Origin of the sequence: Nonomuraea sp. NPDC050153, from assembly GCF_044460125.1 — a bacterium.
Lineage (GTDB): Bacteria > Actinomycetota > Actinomycetes > Streptosporangiales > Streptosporangiaceae > Nonomuraea.
The window spans coordinates 591,082-605,570 of the sequence record NZ_JBITJQ010000001.1 but is presented as its reverse complement, the minus strand read 5'-3'; the positions used below and the strand labels follow the sequence as shown (position 1 = coordinate 605,570).

Below are 14,489 nucleotides of genomic sequence, written 5' to 3'. Positions count from 1 at the left end.
GGCGGCTTGCCATCGGCGGCTTCGTGCTGCTCTCATGGGCCGGTGACGGCTTCCGACACCGACGACCAGGTCCGAGCCCACTCCCGCACCCCAGCCCAGGCTCCAGCCGACCCCCAGGCGCAAACTCCGGCCGACCTCGTCCGGGACGACACCCAACCCCCCGCACCCGCGCGCCGCGGGACCGAGACCCACCGGGCCATCGAGGCGGTGTGGCGGATCGAGGCGGCCCGGCTCATCGCCGGGCTCGCCCGGCTGGTGCGCGACGTCGGCCTGGCCGAGGAACTGGCCCAGGACGCGCTGGTGGCCGCTCTGGAGCAGTGGCCGGAGTCCGGCGTGCCCCGCAACCCCGGCGCCTGGCTGATGACCGTGTCGAAGCGCCGCGCCATCGACCTGATCCGCAGAAACGAACGCCTCGAACGGAACCTCGTCGAGCTCGGGCACCGGCTCGGCACCGAGGAGGACCTGCCCGAGGCCGACGAGATCGAGGACGACCTTCTGCGGCTGGTGTTCACGGCCTGCCACCCGGCGCTCTCCGTGGAGGCGCGGGTGGCCCTCACGCTCCGCGTGCTCGGCGGCCTGACCACCGACGAGATCGCCCGCGCGTTCCTGGTCCCGGAGTCCACGGTCGCGCAACGGATCGTCCGCGTCAAGCGGACCCTGGCCGACAAGAAGATCCCTTTCGAGGTCCCCCAGGCCACCGAGCTGTCGGCGCGCCTCGAATCGGTCCTGGAGGTCATCTACCTGATCTTCAACGAGGGCTATTCGGCGACGGCCGGCGACGACTGGATGCGTCCGGCCCTGTGCGAGGACGCCCTCCGGCTGGGCCGGGTCCTGGCGGGCCTGATGCCCAAGGAGCCGGAGGTCCACGGCCTGGTCTCCCTCATGGAGATCCAGGCCTCCCGATCGGCGGCCCGCGTGGGCCCGTCGGGCGAGCCGATCCTCCTCCTCGACCAGAACCGCGCCCGCTGGGACCGGCTCCTCATCCACCGCGGCCTCACCGCCCTGGACCAGGCCGAGAGGCTGGGGGGCGGCGGACCCGGCCCGTACACCCTCCAGGCCGCCATCGCCGCCTGCCACGCGCGAGCCCTCCACCCGGAGGACACCGACTGGGCAGGCATCGCACGCCTGTACGAAGCACTCGCCAAGCTGTCCCGCTCCCCCATCGTCGAGCTCAACCGGGCCGTCGCCCTCTCCATGGCCTACGGCCCCGCCGTCGGCCTCCGGCTCCTGGACCAGATCGCCGGCGAACCGTCCCTCAAGGACTACCACCTGCTGCCGAGCGTACGAGGAGACCTGCTCTTCAAGCTGGGCCGCCGCGAGGAGGCCCGCACCGAATTCGAGCGGGCGGCACGAATGACCCGCAACACCCGCGAACGCGCCCTCCTCCAGGAACGCGCCGCCGCCTGCCACCCATAGCGGCAAAGACGGACAGGCGGCCAAGGCGCCGGAGGCCCCCTTCGTGTCCCGCCCCCGTCCGACCGGGCTCTTCACTGGTGGTGTGACCGGGAGAAAGCGTGGTGGGTGCGGGTGACATGCCCTTGATGCGACACAAAAGATGCCTCTTGAGGTGGGAGCGCTCCCAAGCCGCCCTTTGCGAGGTATAACGCGAAAAATCCCGTTCTACGGTGACAAACCGCCCCATTGGTAACGGTTGCGTTTCGGTGGATTGACGTGCAGACCACGCAAGTGCACCCTTTGTGGGAGCGCTCCCAAAGACTCCCACCGCGGCGGAGCGCGTGCCGCGGTGCACTCCCCCAACATTCACCCGAGAAGGGGTCCACCATGATGATCAGCAAGCGTCGCGGCGGTCTGGCCGCGGCCTCTGCCCTGGCCGCGGCGGCGCTGGCCGTCGCGTCCTGCAGTTCCGGCGGCGGCACCGGTACGGGGTCCAGCAGCGCTCCCGCCTCCTCGGCGGCGGCCGAGCCGGTCACCATCCGTGTTCAGACCTTCGGCGGCGGCACCAACTTCGGCTACAAGAACGCCATCACGAAGTGGAACGCCGAGCACAAGGACATCCAGATCAAGGAAGAGCACCTGACCGACCAGTTCGAGCAGCAGTACTGGCCGCAGATGATCCAGTGGCTGCAGGCCGGCAACGGCGCGGGCGACGTGGTCGGCATCGACGAGGGCGGCATGGGCCTGGCCAAGGCGCACCCCGAATGGTGGGCCGACCTCAAGGAGTACGGCCTGGAGTCCCGCAAGGCGGACTTCCCGGCGTGGAAGTGGGAGAACGGGGTCACGGCCAACGGCCAGCTGTTCGGCCTGGGCACCGACATCGGCGGCATGAGCATCTGCTACCGCACGGACCTGTTCAAGAAGGCCGGCCTGCCGACCGAGCGGGACAAGGTGAGCGCTCTCTGGCCGACCTGGGACGAGTTCATGAACGTCGCCAAGACCTTCCAGTCGAAGGTCAAGGGCACCAAGTTCGCCGACGGCACGAACACGCTCTACCAGGTCGTCCTCTACCAGGAGGCGGCCAAGAACGGCAACGTGACGTACTTCGACAAGGACAACAACCTCATCGTCGACAAGAACCCGGCGGTGAAGGCGGGCTTCGACTTCGCCACGAAGATGAGCCAGCAGGGGCTGACCGCCAAGCTGCGCAACTTCACCGACGAGTGGGCGGCGGGCACCCAGAAGGGCGCGTTCGCCACGGTCGGCTGCCCGTCCTGGATGCTGGGCGTGGTCAGCGGCAACGCCGGCGACGCCGGCAAGGGCCAGTGGGACGTGGCCGGCGTGCCGGGCGGCGGCGGCAACTGGGGCGGCTCGTGGCTGGCCGTGCCCAAGCAGTCGAAGCACCCGAAGGAAGCCGCGATGGTCGCCGACTACCTGACCAACGCGCAGACCGAGGCGAGCATCTTCACCGACTTCGGCAACATGCCGAGCAACACCAAGGCCCAGCAGGACCCGGCCGTGCAGGGCGCGAAGAACGAGTTCTTCAACGACGCCCCGATCGGTGACATCTTCGCCAAGTCCGCGTCGAGCCTGCAGCCGGTCTTCCTCGGCGTGAAGCACGCCCAGGTCAAGAACGCCATCGAGTCCGTCATCCAGGGCATGGACGACGGCTCCGTCCCGTACGACAAGGCCTGGCAGCAGCTGGTCGACGACGCGGTGAAGGCCGCGGGCTAGTCTCCCCGCCCGGCCCGCGAGCAGCGGGCCGGGCGTGTCGCCGTCGACAAGCTGCCGAGAGGTTCCGCCATGAGCATCGACACCCTTCCGCGGGCGGCGCGCAACAACCATCACCGCGCCCGCCCGCCCGGCCACCGCTGGCGTTCACGATTCGACGTCAAGGCCATGCCGTACGCCCTGGTGTCCCCGTATTTCCTGCTGTTCGCCGCCTTCGGGCTGTTCCCGTTGGCCTTCACCCTGTACTACTCGCTCTACGACTACGACCTGGCCGGGACCGTGGAGTGGACCGGGCTGGGCAACTACACCGCCCTGCTCGCGGACGAGGACTTCTGGAACGCCGTGGTCAACACGGTGGGCATGTTCGTCATCGCCACCGTCCCCCAGATGATCCTCGCGCTGCTCCTGGCCAACGCGCTGAACAAGCGCCTGAAACTGCGCCTGGCCATCCGCATGAGCGTGCTGCTGCCGCTGGTCACGTCGGTGGTCGCGGTCGCGGTGGTGTTCACGCAGCTGTACGCCCGCGACTGGGGCCTGGTCAACTGGGTCCTGGGCGGGTTCGGCGTGGACAGCACGAACTGGCGGGCCGAGCGCATCCCGTCGTGGATCGCCATCGCCACCATGGTCGACTGGCGCTGGACCGGCTACAACGCGATCATCTTCCTGGCCGGCATGCAGACGATCCCCCGCGACCTGTACGAGGCCGCCGCGATCGACGGCGCGTCGCGGCGCAGGCAGTTCTGGCAGATCACGCTGCCGATGCTGCGCCCGACGATGATCTTCGTGGTGCTCAACTCCACGATCGGCGGCCTGACGCTGTTCTCCGAGCCGACCACGTTCTACAACGGCAACGTCGACGGCGGCTCGCAGGGACAGTTCCAGACGGTGGCCATGTTCATCGTCAAGCAGGGCTTCCGCGAGTTCGACTACGGCTACGCCGCGGCGGCCGCCTGGCTGCTGTTCCTGCTCATCCTCATAGGAGCGGCGATCAACTTCCTGTTCGTGCGCCGGATCGGGGGCACGAAATGAACAACTTCTCCCCCACCCTCGCCACCAGGCTCATGCTGGCCCTGGCCGTCCTGCTGTCGGCGTTCCCGCTGTACTGGATGCTCGTCATCGCCTCCCGTACGAACGCCGACGCGGTGGCGGTGCCGCCGCCGTTCCTGCCGGGCGGGAACCTGGGCGAGAACATCGTCGCGGTGCTCAACAACGAGGACGCCAAGTTCCTGCTGGGCCTGACGAACTCGTTCATCGTGTCGAGCATCGTCACCCTCTCCGTGGTGATCATCTCCACGCTGGCCGGCTTCGCGTTCGCGAACCTGAGCTTCAAGGGCAGGAACCTGCTGCTGGTGCTCGTGCTGCTGACGATGGCGGTGCCGTTGCAGCAGATGGGCGTGGTGCCCCTCTACCGGCTCATGGTGAGCCTGGAGTGGACCGGCACGCTCAAGGCCGTCATCCTGCCGTACCTGCTCAACGGGTTCGGCGTGTTCCTGATGACGCAGTACACTCGCCAGGCCGTGCCGATGGAGCTGGTCGAGGCCGCCCGGGTCGACGGCGCCGCCACGCTGCGGATCTGGTGGAACGTCGTCCTGCCCGCCGTGCGCCCCGGGATGGCGGTGCTCGGCATCAACACGTTCATGCTCATGTGGAACGACTTCATGTGGCCGCTGATCGTGCTGACCCCGGACAACCCGACCGTGCAGATCGCGATCACGTCGCTCAACGCCAGGTTCTCCACGAACTACACGTTGATCTTCGCGGGAACGGCGCTGTCCATCATTCCGCTCATCGCAGTATTCGTCGCTTTCGGCCGCCAGATCGTGGGCGGCCTCATGGAAGGTGCGGTCAAGGCGTGACGACACAAGAGGAACAGACGCGTGCCGGGCTGCGCTTCCCTGCGGGCTTCGCGTGGGGGGCGGCGACCTCGGCGTACCAGATCGAGGGCGCGGTCGACGAGGACGGGCGCGGCGTCTCCATCTGGGACACCTTCACCAGGACGCCGGGCCGGATTCTCAACGGCCACAACGCGGACGTGGCCATCGACCACTACCACCGGTACCGGGAAGACGTCAGGATCATGGCGGAGCTGGGCCTGTCGGCCTACCGCTTCTCGGTCTCCTGGCCCCGCATCCAGCCCACCGGCTCCGGCCCGATCAACCAGAAGGGCCTGGACTTCTACAAGCGGCTCGCCGACGAGCTCCGCCGGCACGCCATCGACCCGTGGCTCACCCTCTACCACTGGGACCTGCCCCAGGAGCTGGAGGACAAGGGCGGCTGGCCCAACCGCGACACGGCCTACCGGTTCGCCGACTACGCCGCGGCCGTGCACAAGGAGCTGAAGGACCACATCCACACCTTCAGCACCGTCAACGAGCCGTGGTGCGCCGCGTTCCTCGGCTACGCCTCGGGCGAGCACGCCCCCGGCAGGCGTGAGCCGCAGAACGCGATCAGGGGCGCGCACCACCTCAACCTGGCGCACGGGCTGTCCGTCCAGGCGATGGACGCCCGGCGGGTCGGCGGCTGCGTGAACCTGTACGCGGTCACCCCCGCCACCGACAGCACGGAGGACCTGGAGGCGGCGCGGCGCATCGACGGCCTGCAGAACAGGTTCTTCCTGGACGCGATGCTCACCGGCCGCTATCCGGAGGACGTGCTGGCCGACCTGCCCCTCGAGATCGACTTCATCGAGCCCGGCGACATGAAGACCATCGGCGCCCCGATCGACGTGCTGCTCGTCAACTACTACAGCCGCTTCACGGTCTCGGGAGCACCAGGCGGCAGGCAGTCGGCGGCGGCGGCCCCCACGGACACGGCCTCGCCGTGGGTGGGCAGCGAGCACGTGTCGTTCGTCAGCGGCGGCCACCCGACCACCGCGATGGGCTGGGAGATCGACGAGGGCGGCCTGGTCGAGGTGCTCACGAGGGTCGCGCGGGAATACCCGCCGATCCCCATGGTGGTCTCCGAGAACGGCGCCGCCTTCGAGGACGTGCTCGAGGACGGCCGGATCCACGACCGGGAACGGCAGGCGTACGTGGAGGCGCACCTCGGCGCCTGCAAGGAGGCCATCGAGGCCGGCGTGCCCCTGGAGGGGTATTTCGCCTGGTCACTGATGGACAACTTCGAGTGGGCCTGGGGCTACGGCAAGCGGTTCGGCCTGGTGCGCGTGGACTTCGAGACCCAGGAACGGCTGGTCAAGGACAGCGCGCTCTGGTACTCGGAGATCATCCGGCAGAATAGGCGCCATGAACCGACCGACTCTTGAGGCAGTCGCAGCTCGGGCCGGTGTGGGCCGGGGCACGGTGTCGAGAGTCATCAATGGCTCGCCGAACGTCAGCGCCAGGGCCCGCGAGGCCGTGGAGCTGGCCATCCGCGAGCTGGGCTACGTGCCCAACCGTGCGGCGCGCGCCCTGGTGACGCGCCGCACGGACGCGGTGGCCCTGGTGGTGTCCGAGTCGCAGCTGCGGGTGTTCGACGACCCGTTCTTCGCGGGCACCATCCGCGGCATCGGCTCGGCGCTGTCGGAGACCGGGCTGCAGCTCATCCTGGCGATGGCCCGCACCGAAGAGGAATACGACCGGCTGGAGCACTACCTGACCGGGCAGCACGTCGACGGCGTGCTGCTGCTGTCGCTGCACGGCGCCGACCCGCTGCCGGGGCGGCTCGAGGAGATGGGCGTGCCGACCGTGCTCGGCGGCCGGCCCGTCGGGCTCGACCCCTACAGCTACGTCGACATGGACAACAGGGCCGGCGCCCGGCAGGCGGTCAAACACCTGCTGGGCCTCGGCCGCACCCGCATCGCCACCATCGCCGGTCACCAGGACATGGGCGTGGGCGTCGACCGTCTGGCCGGCTATCGCGACGCGCTGTTGCCCGCCGGGCTGCCGGAGCTGGTGGTCTACGGCGACTTCTCGGAGGAGAGCGGCTCGGCGGCGATGACCGAGCTGCTGGCCGGCCACCCCGATCTCGACGCGGTCTTCGCCGCGTCCGACCCGATGGCCCTGGGCGCGATGCGCGTGCTCAAGGCCGCGGGGCGGGCGATCCCGGAGGACGTGGCGGTGATCGGGTTCGACGACTCCAAGGCCGCCCTGCACGCCGACCCGCCGCTGACCACCGTCCACCAGCCGACCGAGCAGATGGGCCGGCAGATGGCGCAGCTGCTGGTGGCCCGCATCAACGGCGAGGAGCTGCGCCAGCCCGTCGTGATCCTCGACACCCACCTCGTACGCCGGCAGTCAGCATGAAAGGCCCCCGTGGACAGTAGAACCAAGCGCCGCTTAACCGAGCCCGAGCTCGACGCCCTGGTCCGCCGCGCGCTGGGCACAGGGGTCGTGGCCGTCGCCGAGCTGACCGACGGCTACGCCAACGCCGTCTGGCGGCTGAAGCTGGAGGACGGGCGCGAGGTGGTGCTCAAGCTGTCCCCGCCGCCCGACCTCGACCAGCTCAGCTACGAGCGCAACCTGCTGCGCATGGAGGCCGCCGCGTACGAGCTGGCGGCGCAGGCGGGGGTGCCGGTGGCGACGCTGCTGCGCGCCGAGTTCGACGACCCGGTGCTGGGCGGCGACTACCTGCTGCTCGACGCGCTCGACGGGGTCTCGTGGAACGACGTCAAGCCAGAGGGCGAGGAGGCGCTGCGGCGGGAGCTGGGCCGCCTCCTGGCCAGGTTCAACGCGGTGCGCGGCGAGGTCTTCGGCTACCCGCACGCCGGGATCGTCGGCGCCACCTGGCGTCAGGCGTTCCTGGCGATGGTGGGGGCGCTGCTCGGCGACACCGAGCGCTACCCGACGCGGCTGCCGCGCACCCCCGCGGAGATCATGGCGGTGGTCGAGGCGGCCTCGCCGGTGCTGGACGAGGTGACGACGCCGCAGCTGGTGCACTTCGACATCTGGCGGGGCAACGTCTTCCTCGATCTCAGCGGCCCGCCCCGGATCCAGGCCATCATCGACCACGAACGGGCCTTCTGGGGCGACCCGCTCGCCGAGTTCGTCACGCCGACGCTCTTCGGCGAGCTGGCGGAGGACGACCCGCTGCTGGCGGGCTACCGCGAGGTGACGCCGCTTGAGCTCACCCCGGCGGCGCGCACCCGGATCGACCTCTACCGCGCCTACCTCTACCTGATCCTGCTGGTGGAGAACGGACCCCGGCAATACCCGGAGGACGAGTACGCCAGGCTCCGCGACGCCTCGTTCGGCTCACTTACCGCGGTGCTCGACCGCCTCGTAGGCGCCTGCTCTGGAGGCCGCGGCTAGCCGGACGCACGACCTCACGCCCTTGTTGGGCACGCCGAGATCGACGGGTTTGTCACCGGTGCACAGCAGCGCGCCGCTGATCGTGGTGCCCGACAGGATCGGCGCCGTGTTGCCGGTCAGCAGGACGGCGCCGCGCAGGTCGGCGCCCACGATGGTCAGCGCCTTGGCGCCGCTGACGTTGAGCGCGCCGGTGAGGGACGCCTTGAGCACGTGCACGGCGGCGGGCTGCGCGGCGGTGACCGTCCCGGCGATCCGGCCGCCCTTGATCACCAGCGAGGCTCCAGGCCTCACCGTGATGGGCCCGCTGACCTGGGCGCCGTCGAGGCAGGTGACGCCGTCGGCGACGACGAGAGGGCCTTGGTACGCGCCGGTGACCGTGCGGGTGCAGGCGGGCGGCGGGGCGATCGTGGTGACGGTGAAGCTCTTCGGCATGCCCTGGTTGCCCGCGGCGTCGATCGAGCGGTACTCGATCGTGTGCCGGCCGCGCGGCAGCTTCCCGTACACGAGGGAGTCGATGACCGTGCCCTCCTCGCTGAACGTCCACGGCAGCTCCGACGAGGTCGGCCAGCCGAAGTAGTTGAACCAGCCGTCGCCGTCCACCCTGGACTCCGAGACCACGTGGCCTCCGCGGTCGTCCTCGCCTGTCAGCCGCATGGAGAAGGGGGCGTTGTAGACGTAGGCGTCGCCGGACGCGGCGAGCGGCTCGGACAGCTCGTAGCGGGTGATGGGCCGGTTCGCGTCGATCTGCCAGTTGAGGGTCTGGCCGCCGAGGGACGCGGTGAGGGTGTGCGGGCCCGGCTTCAGGTCCAGCCTGCCCAGGTCGAGGTCGGCGCCGGTGCCGGCCGGGCGGCCGTCCACGGTCCACGTCACCTGGGGTGCGCTCGCGGCCGGGTGGGTGGTCTCCACGTAGACGACGTCGGCGCGGCCCAGCGGCCGCTCAGTGGGCGTGGAGGAGACGAACGCGGCCTCGACGCCGTCCGGCGGGGTGGTCAGCGACGTGTCCACCGTCCAGGCGCGGGACCTGGTGACGGCCGCCCTGATCGCCGGGTCCCTGACGAACTCGGTCGGGTCCGAGACGGTGGCCGTGACGGTGTGCGTTCCCGGGGCGAGGCCCAGCGTGCGCAGGTCCAGGACGTCCTCGTGGCTCGCGAGGTCCTTGCCGTCCACGTTCCAGGTGGTCGTCAGCGAGTGGCCGACGGGGCGCATCGGCTCGACCCACAGCACCCGGTCGGCGCCGACGGGCTGCTGGTTGGGCGTGGCGTCCTGGATGACCATGGTCTTGGCGGTGATGCGCTGGACCATGACCTCGCGGCCGACCTGGTCGTAGTAGTAGCCGAGGGTCTTCATCATCGAGTGCCGGCTGGGGCGCCAGACGCCGCTGGTGTAGTAAAGGCCGCCCTCGTAGCGGCCGATGGGGCCGCCCGACTCGCTGGGCTCGCCCAGCCAGCGCCACCACTTCTTCTGCTGGTCCTTCATCTGCTGCTCGGTCAGCAGCGTGTGGTGGGCGCTGGACGGCTCGGGACCGGTGTAGGCGCCGCCGGGGACGCCGCGCTGGTAGTAGTCGTACTCGTCCTGCAGGCCGCCGAGGGAGTGGCCCAGCTCGTGCGGGCTGATCAGGGCGGACATGCTGTTGCTGCCCGAGGCGGTGGCGTACGAGCCGCCCGCGCCGCCGTACGTGCCGCTGTTGCCGAGCGCGAGGATCTGCCTGTTGCCGGAGGAGGTGCCGGTGACCAGGTCGGCGTAGCGGGTGGCGGCGGTGTTGTCCATGGTGATCAGCCGCTGGACGCTGCCGGGGTTGCAGCGGCCCCAGAATCCCATGCTGAGCGGGGTGGTCTTCCTCGGCGAGTCGAGCCCCGGGTCGCAGCTGATGCCGGACTCTCCGGAGACGATGTCGACGCGGTAGACGTTGATGTAGTTCCGATATGTCTTGAACGGCTCGATCGACCACATCACGTTGAGGTGCCGGTCCACGTCGGCCCGGAACTTGGCCAGCTCCGGCTCTGTGTAGCCGTCTCCCATGATGATCAGGTTGAATCGCCTGGCCGGGGAGCCGGTGACCTGCACGGGCGCCACGGTGGCCGCGCCCGCCTCGGCCGCCGCCGCGGGCATGGGTAACACGGGTAACAGTGCGGCGGCCAGCACCAGGGCCGCGAAGATACGCATGCCCTGCACTATCTACGATCAAACGCGTGTGACCAAGTCCCTAACTGCGTGTCAGGCCGTCGGCAGCTCGGCCAGCAGGATCGGCTGGGTCGTCGGTCTCCTGGACCCGGCCGCCGGCTCGACCGTGAGCGCCACGCGGTCGTCCGCCCGGTCCGGCGTGATCAGCAGGGGCGTGGTCAGGTCGCCCCCGGCCCGGTCGAGCATCCCGGCAGGACGCGGGCCGTCGGGGCCCATCAGCCACAGCTCGTATCCCTTGGATTGGGGCAGTTCGGACAGGCCGGACGAGGCGAACATCATGCGTCCCCTGGAGCGGGAGATCACGACCGTGCCGGTGCCGCCCGAGGTGACGGGCTGGCGTACCGTCTCGGCGTCGGGTGCGGCCAGCACGGCGATCAGCTCGTCGTTCCTGGCGGTCAGCTCGCTCACGTCGCGGCGGGCGTCGAGGGCGACGGCGCCGAGCGCGACCGCGGCCGCCGTGGCCACGGCCGCCAGGCCCGCCGTCAGCCTGGCCCGCCCGCGCCTGAGGGGCACGACCCGGCCGCTCTCGCGAGCCACGGGGATCTCCGGCGTGGTCCTGAACGCCGCGAGCTCCTCCGACCTCGTGCCGGACGCGGCGGGCTCCTCCGGCCTGGTGGTGAACGCTCCGGGCTGCTCCGGCCTGGGGGTGAACGCGGCGGGCCGTTCGGGCTCGCGCAGGACCCTGAGCGTCGGGGCGTCGTCCGGCACGGGCCTGCGCAGCTCGTGGGCGGCGGCGAGCAGGCGCTGCCGGAGCACGGCGGGCGGCGGCTCGGCCACGGCCTCGGCGAGCCTGGCCGCCGCCTCCCGCAGCCGGCGCACCTCCGCCCAGCAGGCCGAGCACGCCAGCAGGTGCTCCTCGAACAGCACCCACTCGGCGTACGGCAGTGCGTGCACGGCGTAGGCGCCCGAGAGGGTGTGGAGTTCGTCCGTCATATCCACTCCCTTTGTGAGAGGCGGCTCACGCATGTACTTCGGCGACTCGGGCATGTCGGATGGCCGTGGAGGCTTGCTCTTTTCTCATGGCGTGAGACAATCTCACCGGGTGATGAATTATGAGCTGTGTCATAGCAGGCGGCGGACCGGCCGGCGCGATGCTGGCGCTGCTGCTGGCCAGATCGGGTGTCGAGGTCACGCTGCTGGAGAAGCACGGTGACTTCCTGCGCGACTTCCGGGGCGACACGATCCATCCGTCCACGCTGCAGGTGCTCGACGAGCTGGGGCTGGCCGAGGAGTTCCTGAAGCTCCCCCACTGGAAGGCGTACGCGATCAGCATGGTCACCGACCGCGGGGACGTCAGGATGGCGAGCCTGCGCGGGCTGCCCGGCAAGTACGACTACATCGCGTTCGTACCGCAATGGGATTTCCTCAACCTCATCACATCGGCCGCCGCCCGGTACCCGCATTTCCGGCTGCTGATGAACGCCGAGGCGTACGACCTGATCCGCGAGGGCCGGACCGTGCGCGGGCTGCGTTACCGGGACGAGTCGGGCGAGCACGAGATCAGGGCCGACCTGACCGTCGCCGCCGACGGGCGGCACTCGACCCTGCGCGAGCGCGCCGGGCTCGTGCCGGAGGAGCTCGGCGCGCCGATGGACGTGGTGTGGTTCCGGCTGCCCAGGCACCCGTCCGACCGCGACGACACGTTCCTGCGGCTGTCCAGCGGACGCATGATGGTGTCCATCAACAGGCAAAGTTATTGGCAACTCGCGTACGTGATCCCCAAGGGCGGGTTCGACGAGCTGGTGCGGTCCGGGATCGACGCGCTGCGCGAGCCCGTCGCGTCGCTGCTGCCGTGGCTGACCGACCGGGTCGGGCAGATCCGGAGCTACGACGACGTCAGCGTGCTCACCGTCGCGATCAACCGCCTGCGCCGCTGGCACCGGCCCGGGTTCCTGTGCATCGGGGACGCCGCGCACGCCATGTCGCCGGTGTTCGGGGTCGGGATCAACCTGGCCGTCCAGGACGCGGTCGCCACCGCCAACCTGCTGGCCGGCTCCCTCAGGTCCGGCGCGCCGATCCCCGAGCCGACCCTGCGCCTGGTGCAGAAGCGGCGGATGCCGCCCACCCGGGTCACGCAGGCGGCCCAGCGGGTTTTTCAGAACCTGGTGGTCAAGCGGGCGCTGCGCAACAGGCTCGACCCGTCCGGGCTGCCCCGTGACATGACCGGGATCCCCCTGCTCAACCGGGTGGCCCGGCGTTTCATCGGCCTGGGGGTGCGGCCCGAGCACGTGACCGTAAAGGAACTTTGACCGCCTCGGAGTCCACAGGGGTATAACTGCATTCTCACAACGTGGACAAGGGGGTCCGTGGGGCTGTGGCAGGTGGATTACCCTCGTATCTCGTGAGCAGCAATCTCGTGGATCTCGATTCCTGGCGAGCCCTCCCCGCGGCGCAGCAACCTGACTGGCCCGACCGCGGCGAGCTCGACAAGGTCGTCGCCGAGCTCGGCGGCCTGCCCCCACTGGTCTTCGCCGGCGAGTGCGACCAGCTCAAGGAGCAGCTGGCCGCCGTCGCCCGCGGCGAGGCGTTCGTCCTCCAGGGCGGCGACTGCGCGGAGACCTTCTCCGGCGCGACCGCCGACAACGTGCGCAACAAGCTCAAGACGCTGCTGCAGATGGCGATCGTGCTGACCTATGCGGGCAAGGTGCCGGTCGTGAAGATCGGCCGGGTCGCGGGCCAGTTCGCCAAGCCGCGTTCCAAGGGCAGCGAGACCCGTGACGGGATCGAGCTGCCCGCCTACCGGGGCGACATGGTCAACGGGTTCGACTTCACCGCCGAGGCGCGCCGGCCCGACCCGTGGCGGCTGCTCAAGGCCTACCACTCCTCGGCCGTGACCCTCAACCTCGCGCGCGCCTTCACCAAGGGCGGTTACGCCGACCTGCGCCAGGTGCACGCCTGGAACCAGGACTTCGTGGCCGAGTCGCCCGCCGGGCGCCGCTACGAGCAGCTGGCCAGGGAGATCGACCAGGCGCTCGCGTTCATGCGGGCCTGCGGGGCCGATCCCGAGGAGTTCCACACCGTGGAGTTCTACTCCTCGCACGAGGCGCTCATCCTCGACTACGACCGGGCGCTGACGCGCATCGACTCGCGTACGGGGCTGCCGTACGACGTGTCGGCGCACATGGTCTGGATCGGCGAGCGCACCCGCCAGCTCGACGGGGCGCACGTCGACTTCTTCGCCCGCATCCGCAACCCGATCGGCGTCAAGCTCGGGCCCACCACGTCGCCCGACGAGGCCCTCGGGCTCATCGAGAAGCTCAACCCGGGCAACGAGGCGGGGCGGCTCACGTTCATCACCCGCATGGGCGCCTCCAAGATCCGCGAGCACCTGCCGGCCCTGGTCAAGGAGGTCACGGCCACGGGGGCGCGGGTGGCCTGGATCTGCGACCCGATGCACGGCAACACGTTCGAGGCGCCCAGCGGGCACAAGACGCGCCGCCTCGACGACGTGCTGGACGAGGTGGCGGGCTTCTTCGAGGTGCACCGGTCCCTGGGGACGCATCCCGGGGGGATCCACATCGAGTTCACGGGCGACGACGTGACGGAGTGCGTGGGCGGCGGGCACGAGATCGCCGAGGACGACCTCGCGACCCGCTACGAGACGGCCTGCGACCCGCGGCTCAACCGCAGCCAGTCCCTCGACCTCGCCTTCCGCGTGGCCGAGCTCTACCGCGGCTGACCTCACTCGCAGCTGAGGGGACGCGCCCGCTCACCGAGCGCGCGCGCCCCCTTTCGGCTTTCCCGGCCCCTGCCCGCCCCGCCCCAGCCCCCGCGCCACCACCCGGCCCGCACGGGCCCCTTTGGAGTCGTGATCACGTGGCCGGGAAAAGGATTGGACGGGATGGTGATCGGGCTTGTAGCTTGCCGTTGACCGTGACGCCGCCCGAGGAGGTGAGACCCATGAACGCTGTATCGATGTGGGTGCTCCCCCTTCCC

The 14,489-nt window shown here is 70.1% G+C and carries 11 protein-coding genes; 9 read left to right on the top strand and 2 right to left on the bottom strand.

Annotation, left to right across the window (positions count from 1 at the left end):
- Positions 1-198 precede the first annotated feature (198 nt).
- The 7 genes from ACIBQ1_RS02870 to ACIBQ1_RS02840 all read left to right on the top strand — a co-directional run bounded on the left by ACIBQ1_RS02870 (position 199) and on the right by ACIBQ1_RS02840 (position 8,372).
- The gene (locus ACIBQ1_RS02870) at positions 199-1,416 is read left to right on the top strand and encodes an RNA polymerase sigma factor (RefSeq protein WP_397274551.1); all 1,218 of its coding nucleotides are present in this window, start codon (positions 199-201) and stop codon (positions 1,414-1,416) included.
- Positions 1,417-1,782: 366 nt separating this feature from the next.
- Positions 1,783-3,129 carry an extracellular solute-binding protein gene (locus ACIBQ1_RS02865; protein ID WP_397274221.1) on the top strand — a complete coding sequence of 449 codons (1,347 nt, stop codon included), beginning with the start codon at positions 1,783-1,785 and terminating at the stop codon, positions 3,127-3,129.
- A 69-nt stretch (positions 3,130-3,198) separates the two neighbouring features.
- Positions 3,199-4,155 carry a carbohydrate ABC transporter permease gene (locus ACIBQ1_RS02860; RefSeq protein WP_397274220.1) on the top strand — a complete coding sequence of 319 codons (957 nt, stop codon included), beginning with the start codon at positions 3,199-3,201 and terminating at the stop codon, positions 4,153-4,155.
- Entirely contained in the window at positions 4,152-4,982 is an 831-nt protein-coding gene (locus ACIBQ1_RS02855) for a carbohydrate ABC transporter permease (RefSeq protein WP_397274219.1), read from the top strand. Before ACIBQ1_RS02860 ends, ACIBQ1_RS02855 begins: the two co-directional genes overlap by 4 nt.
- A complete protein-coding gene (locus ACIBQ1_RS02850; protein WP_397274218.1) occupies positions 4,979-6,388 on the top strand; it encodes a GH1 family beta-glucosidase in 1,410 nt (469 codons plus the stop codon). The genes ACIBQ1_RS02855 and ACIBQ1_RS02850 overlap by 4 nt, the downstream gene beginning before the upstream one ends.
- A complete protein-coding gene (locus tag ACIBQ1_RS02845; RefSeq protein WP_355363914.1) occupies positions 6,369-7,367 on the top strand; it encodes a LacI family DNA-binding transcriptional regulator in 999 nt (332 codons plus the stop codon). The genes ACIBQ1_RS02850 and ACIBQ1_RS02845 overlap by 20 nt, the downstream gene beginning before the upstream one ends.
- A 9-nt stretch (positions 7,368-7,376) precedes the next feature.
- Positions 7,377-8,372, top strand: coding sequence for a phosphotransferase family protein (locus ACIBQ1_RS02840; RefSeq protein ID WP_397274217.1), 996 nt, complete (start codon positions 7,377-7,379; stop codon positions 8,370-8,372).
- Here the strand turns inward: ACIBQ1_RS02840 and ACIBQ1_RS02835 are convergent.
- Together ACIBQ1_RS02835 and ACIBQ1_RS02830 are read right to left on the bottom strand one after the other, a co-directional pair.
- Entirely contained in the window at positions 8,316-10,535 is a 2,220-nt protein-coding gene (locus ACIBQ1_RS02835) for a M64 family metallopeptidase (protein ID WP_397274216.1), read from the bottom strand. The two genes, ACIBQ1_RS02840 and ACIBQ1_RS02835, sit on opposite strands and share 57 nt — an antisense overlap.
- 51 nt (positions 10,536-10,586) lie before the next feature.
- Positions 10,587-11,486, bottom strand: coding sequence for an anti-sigma factor (locus ACIBQ1_RS02830; RefSeq protein ID WP_397274215.1), 900 nt, complete (start codon positions 11,484-11,486; stop codon positions 10,587-10,589).
- A gap of 119 nt (positions 11,487-11,605) precedes the next feature.
- On the opposite strand from ACIBQ1_RS02830, the gene ACIBQ1_RS02825 reads away from it, so the two are divergent.
- Both ACIBQ1_RS02825 and ACIBQ1_RS02820 read left to right on the top strand, forming a co-directional pair.
- On the top strand, positions 11,606-12,802 hold the full coding sequence (locus tag ACIBQ1_RS02825; RefSeq protein ID WP_397274214.1) for an FAD-dependent oxidoreductase: 1,197 nt from the start codon (positions 11,606-11,608) through the stop codon (positions 12,800-12,802).
- 92 nt (positions 12,803-12,894) lie between these two features.
- On the top strand, positions 12,895-14,232 hold the full coding sequence (locus ACIBQ1_RS02820) for a class II 3-deoxy-7-phosphoheptulonate synthase (RefSeq protein WP_397274213.1): 1,338 nt from the start codon (positions 12,895-12,897) through the stop codon (positions 14,230-14,232).
- The last annotated feature ends 257 nt before the right edge of the window (positions 14,233-14,489 follow it).

Coding starts and splice junctions, on each gene's coding strand:
- ACIBQ1_RS02865 (WP_397274221.1), top strand. CDS start 1,783: ATGATGATCAGCAAGCGTCGCGGCGGTCTGGCCGCGGCCTCTGCCCTG.
- ACIBQ1_RS02860 (WP_397274220.1), top strand. CDS start 3,199: ATGAGCATCGACACCCTTCCGCGGGCGGCGCGCAACAACCATCACCGC.
- ACIBQ1_RS02855 (WP_397274219.1), top strand. CDS start 4,152: ATGAACAACTTCTCCCCCACCCTCGCCACCAGGCTCATGCTGGCCCTG.
- ACIBQ1_RS02845 (WP_355363914.1), top strand. CDS start 6,369: ATGAACCGACCGACTCTTGAGGCAGTCGCAGCTCGGGCCGGTGTGGGC.
- ACIBQ1_RS02835 (WP_397274216.1), bottom strand. CDS start 10,535: ATGCGTATCTTCGCGGCCCTGGTGCTGGCCGCCGCACTGTTACCCGTG.
- ACIBQ1_RS02830 (WP_397274215.1), bottom strand. CDS start 11,486: ATGACGGACGAACTCCACACCCTCTCGGGCGCCTACGCCGTGCACGCA.
- ACIBQ1_RS02825 (WP_397274214.1), top strand. CDS start 11,606: ATGAGCTGTGTCATAGCAGGCGGCGGACCGGCCGGCGCGATGCTGGCG.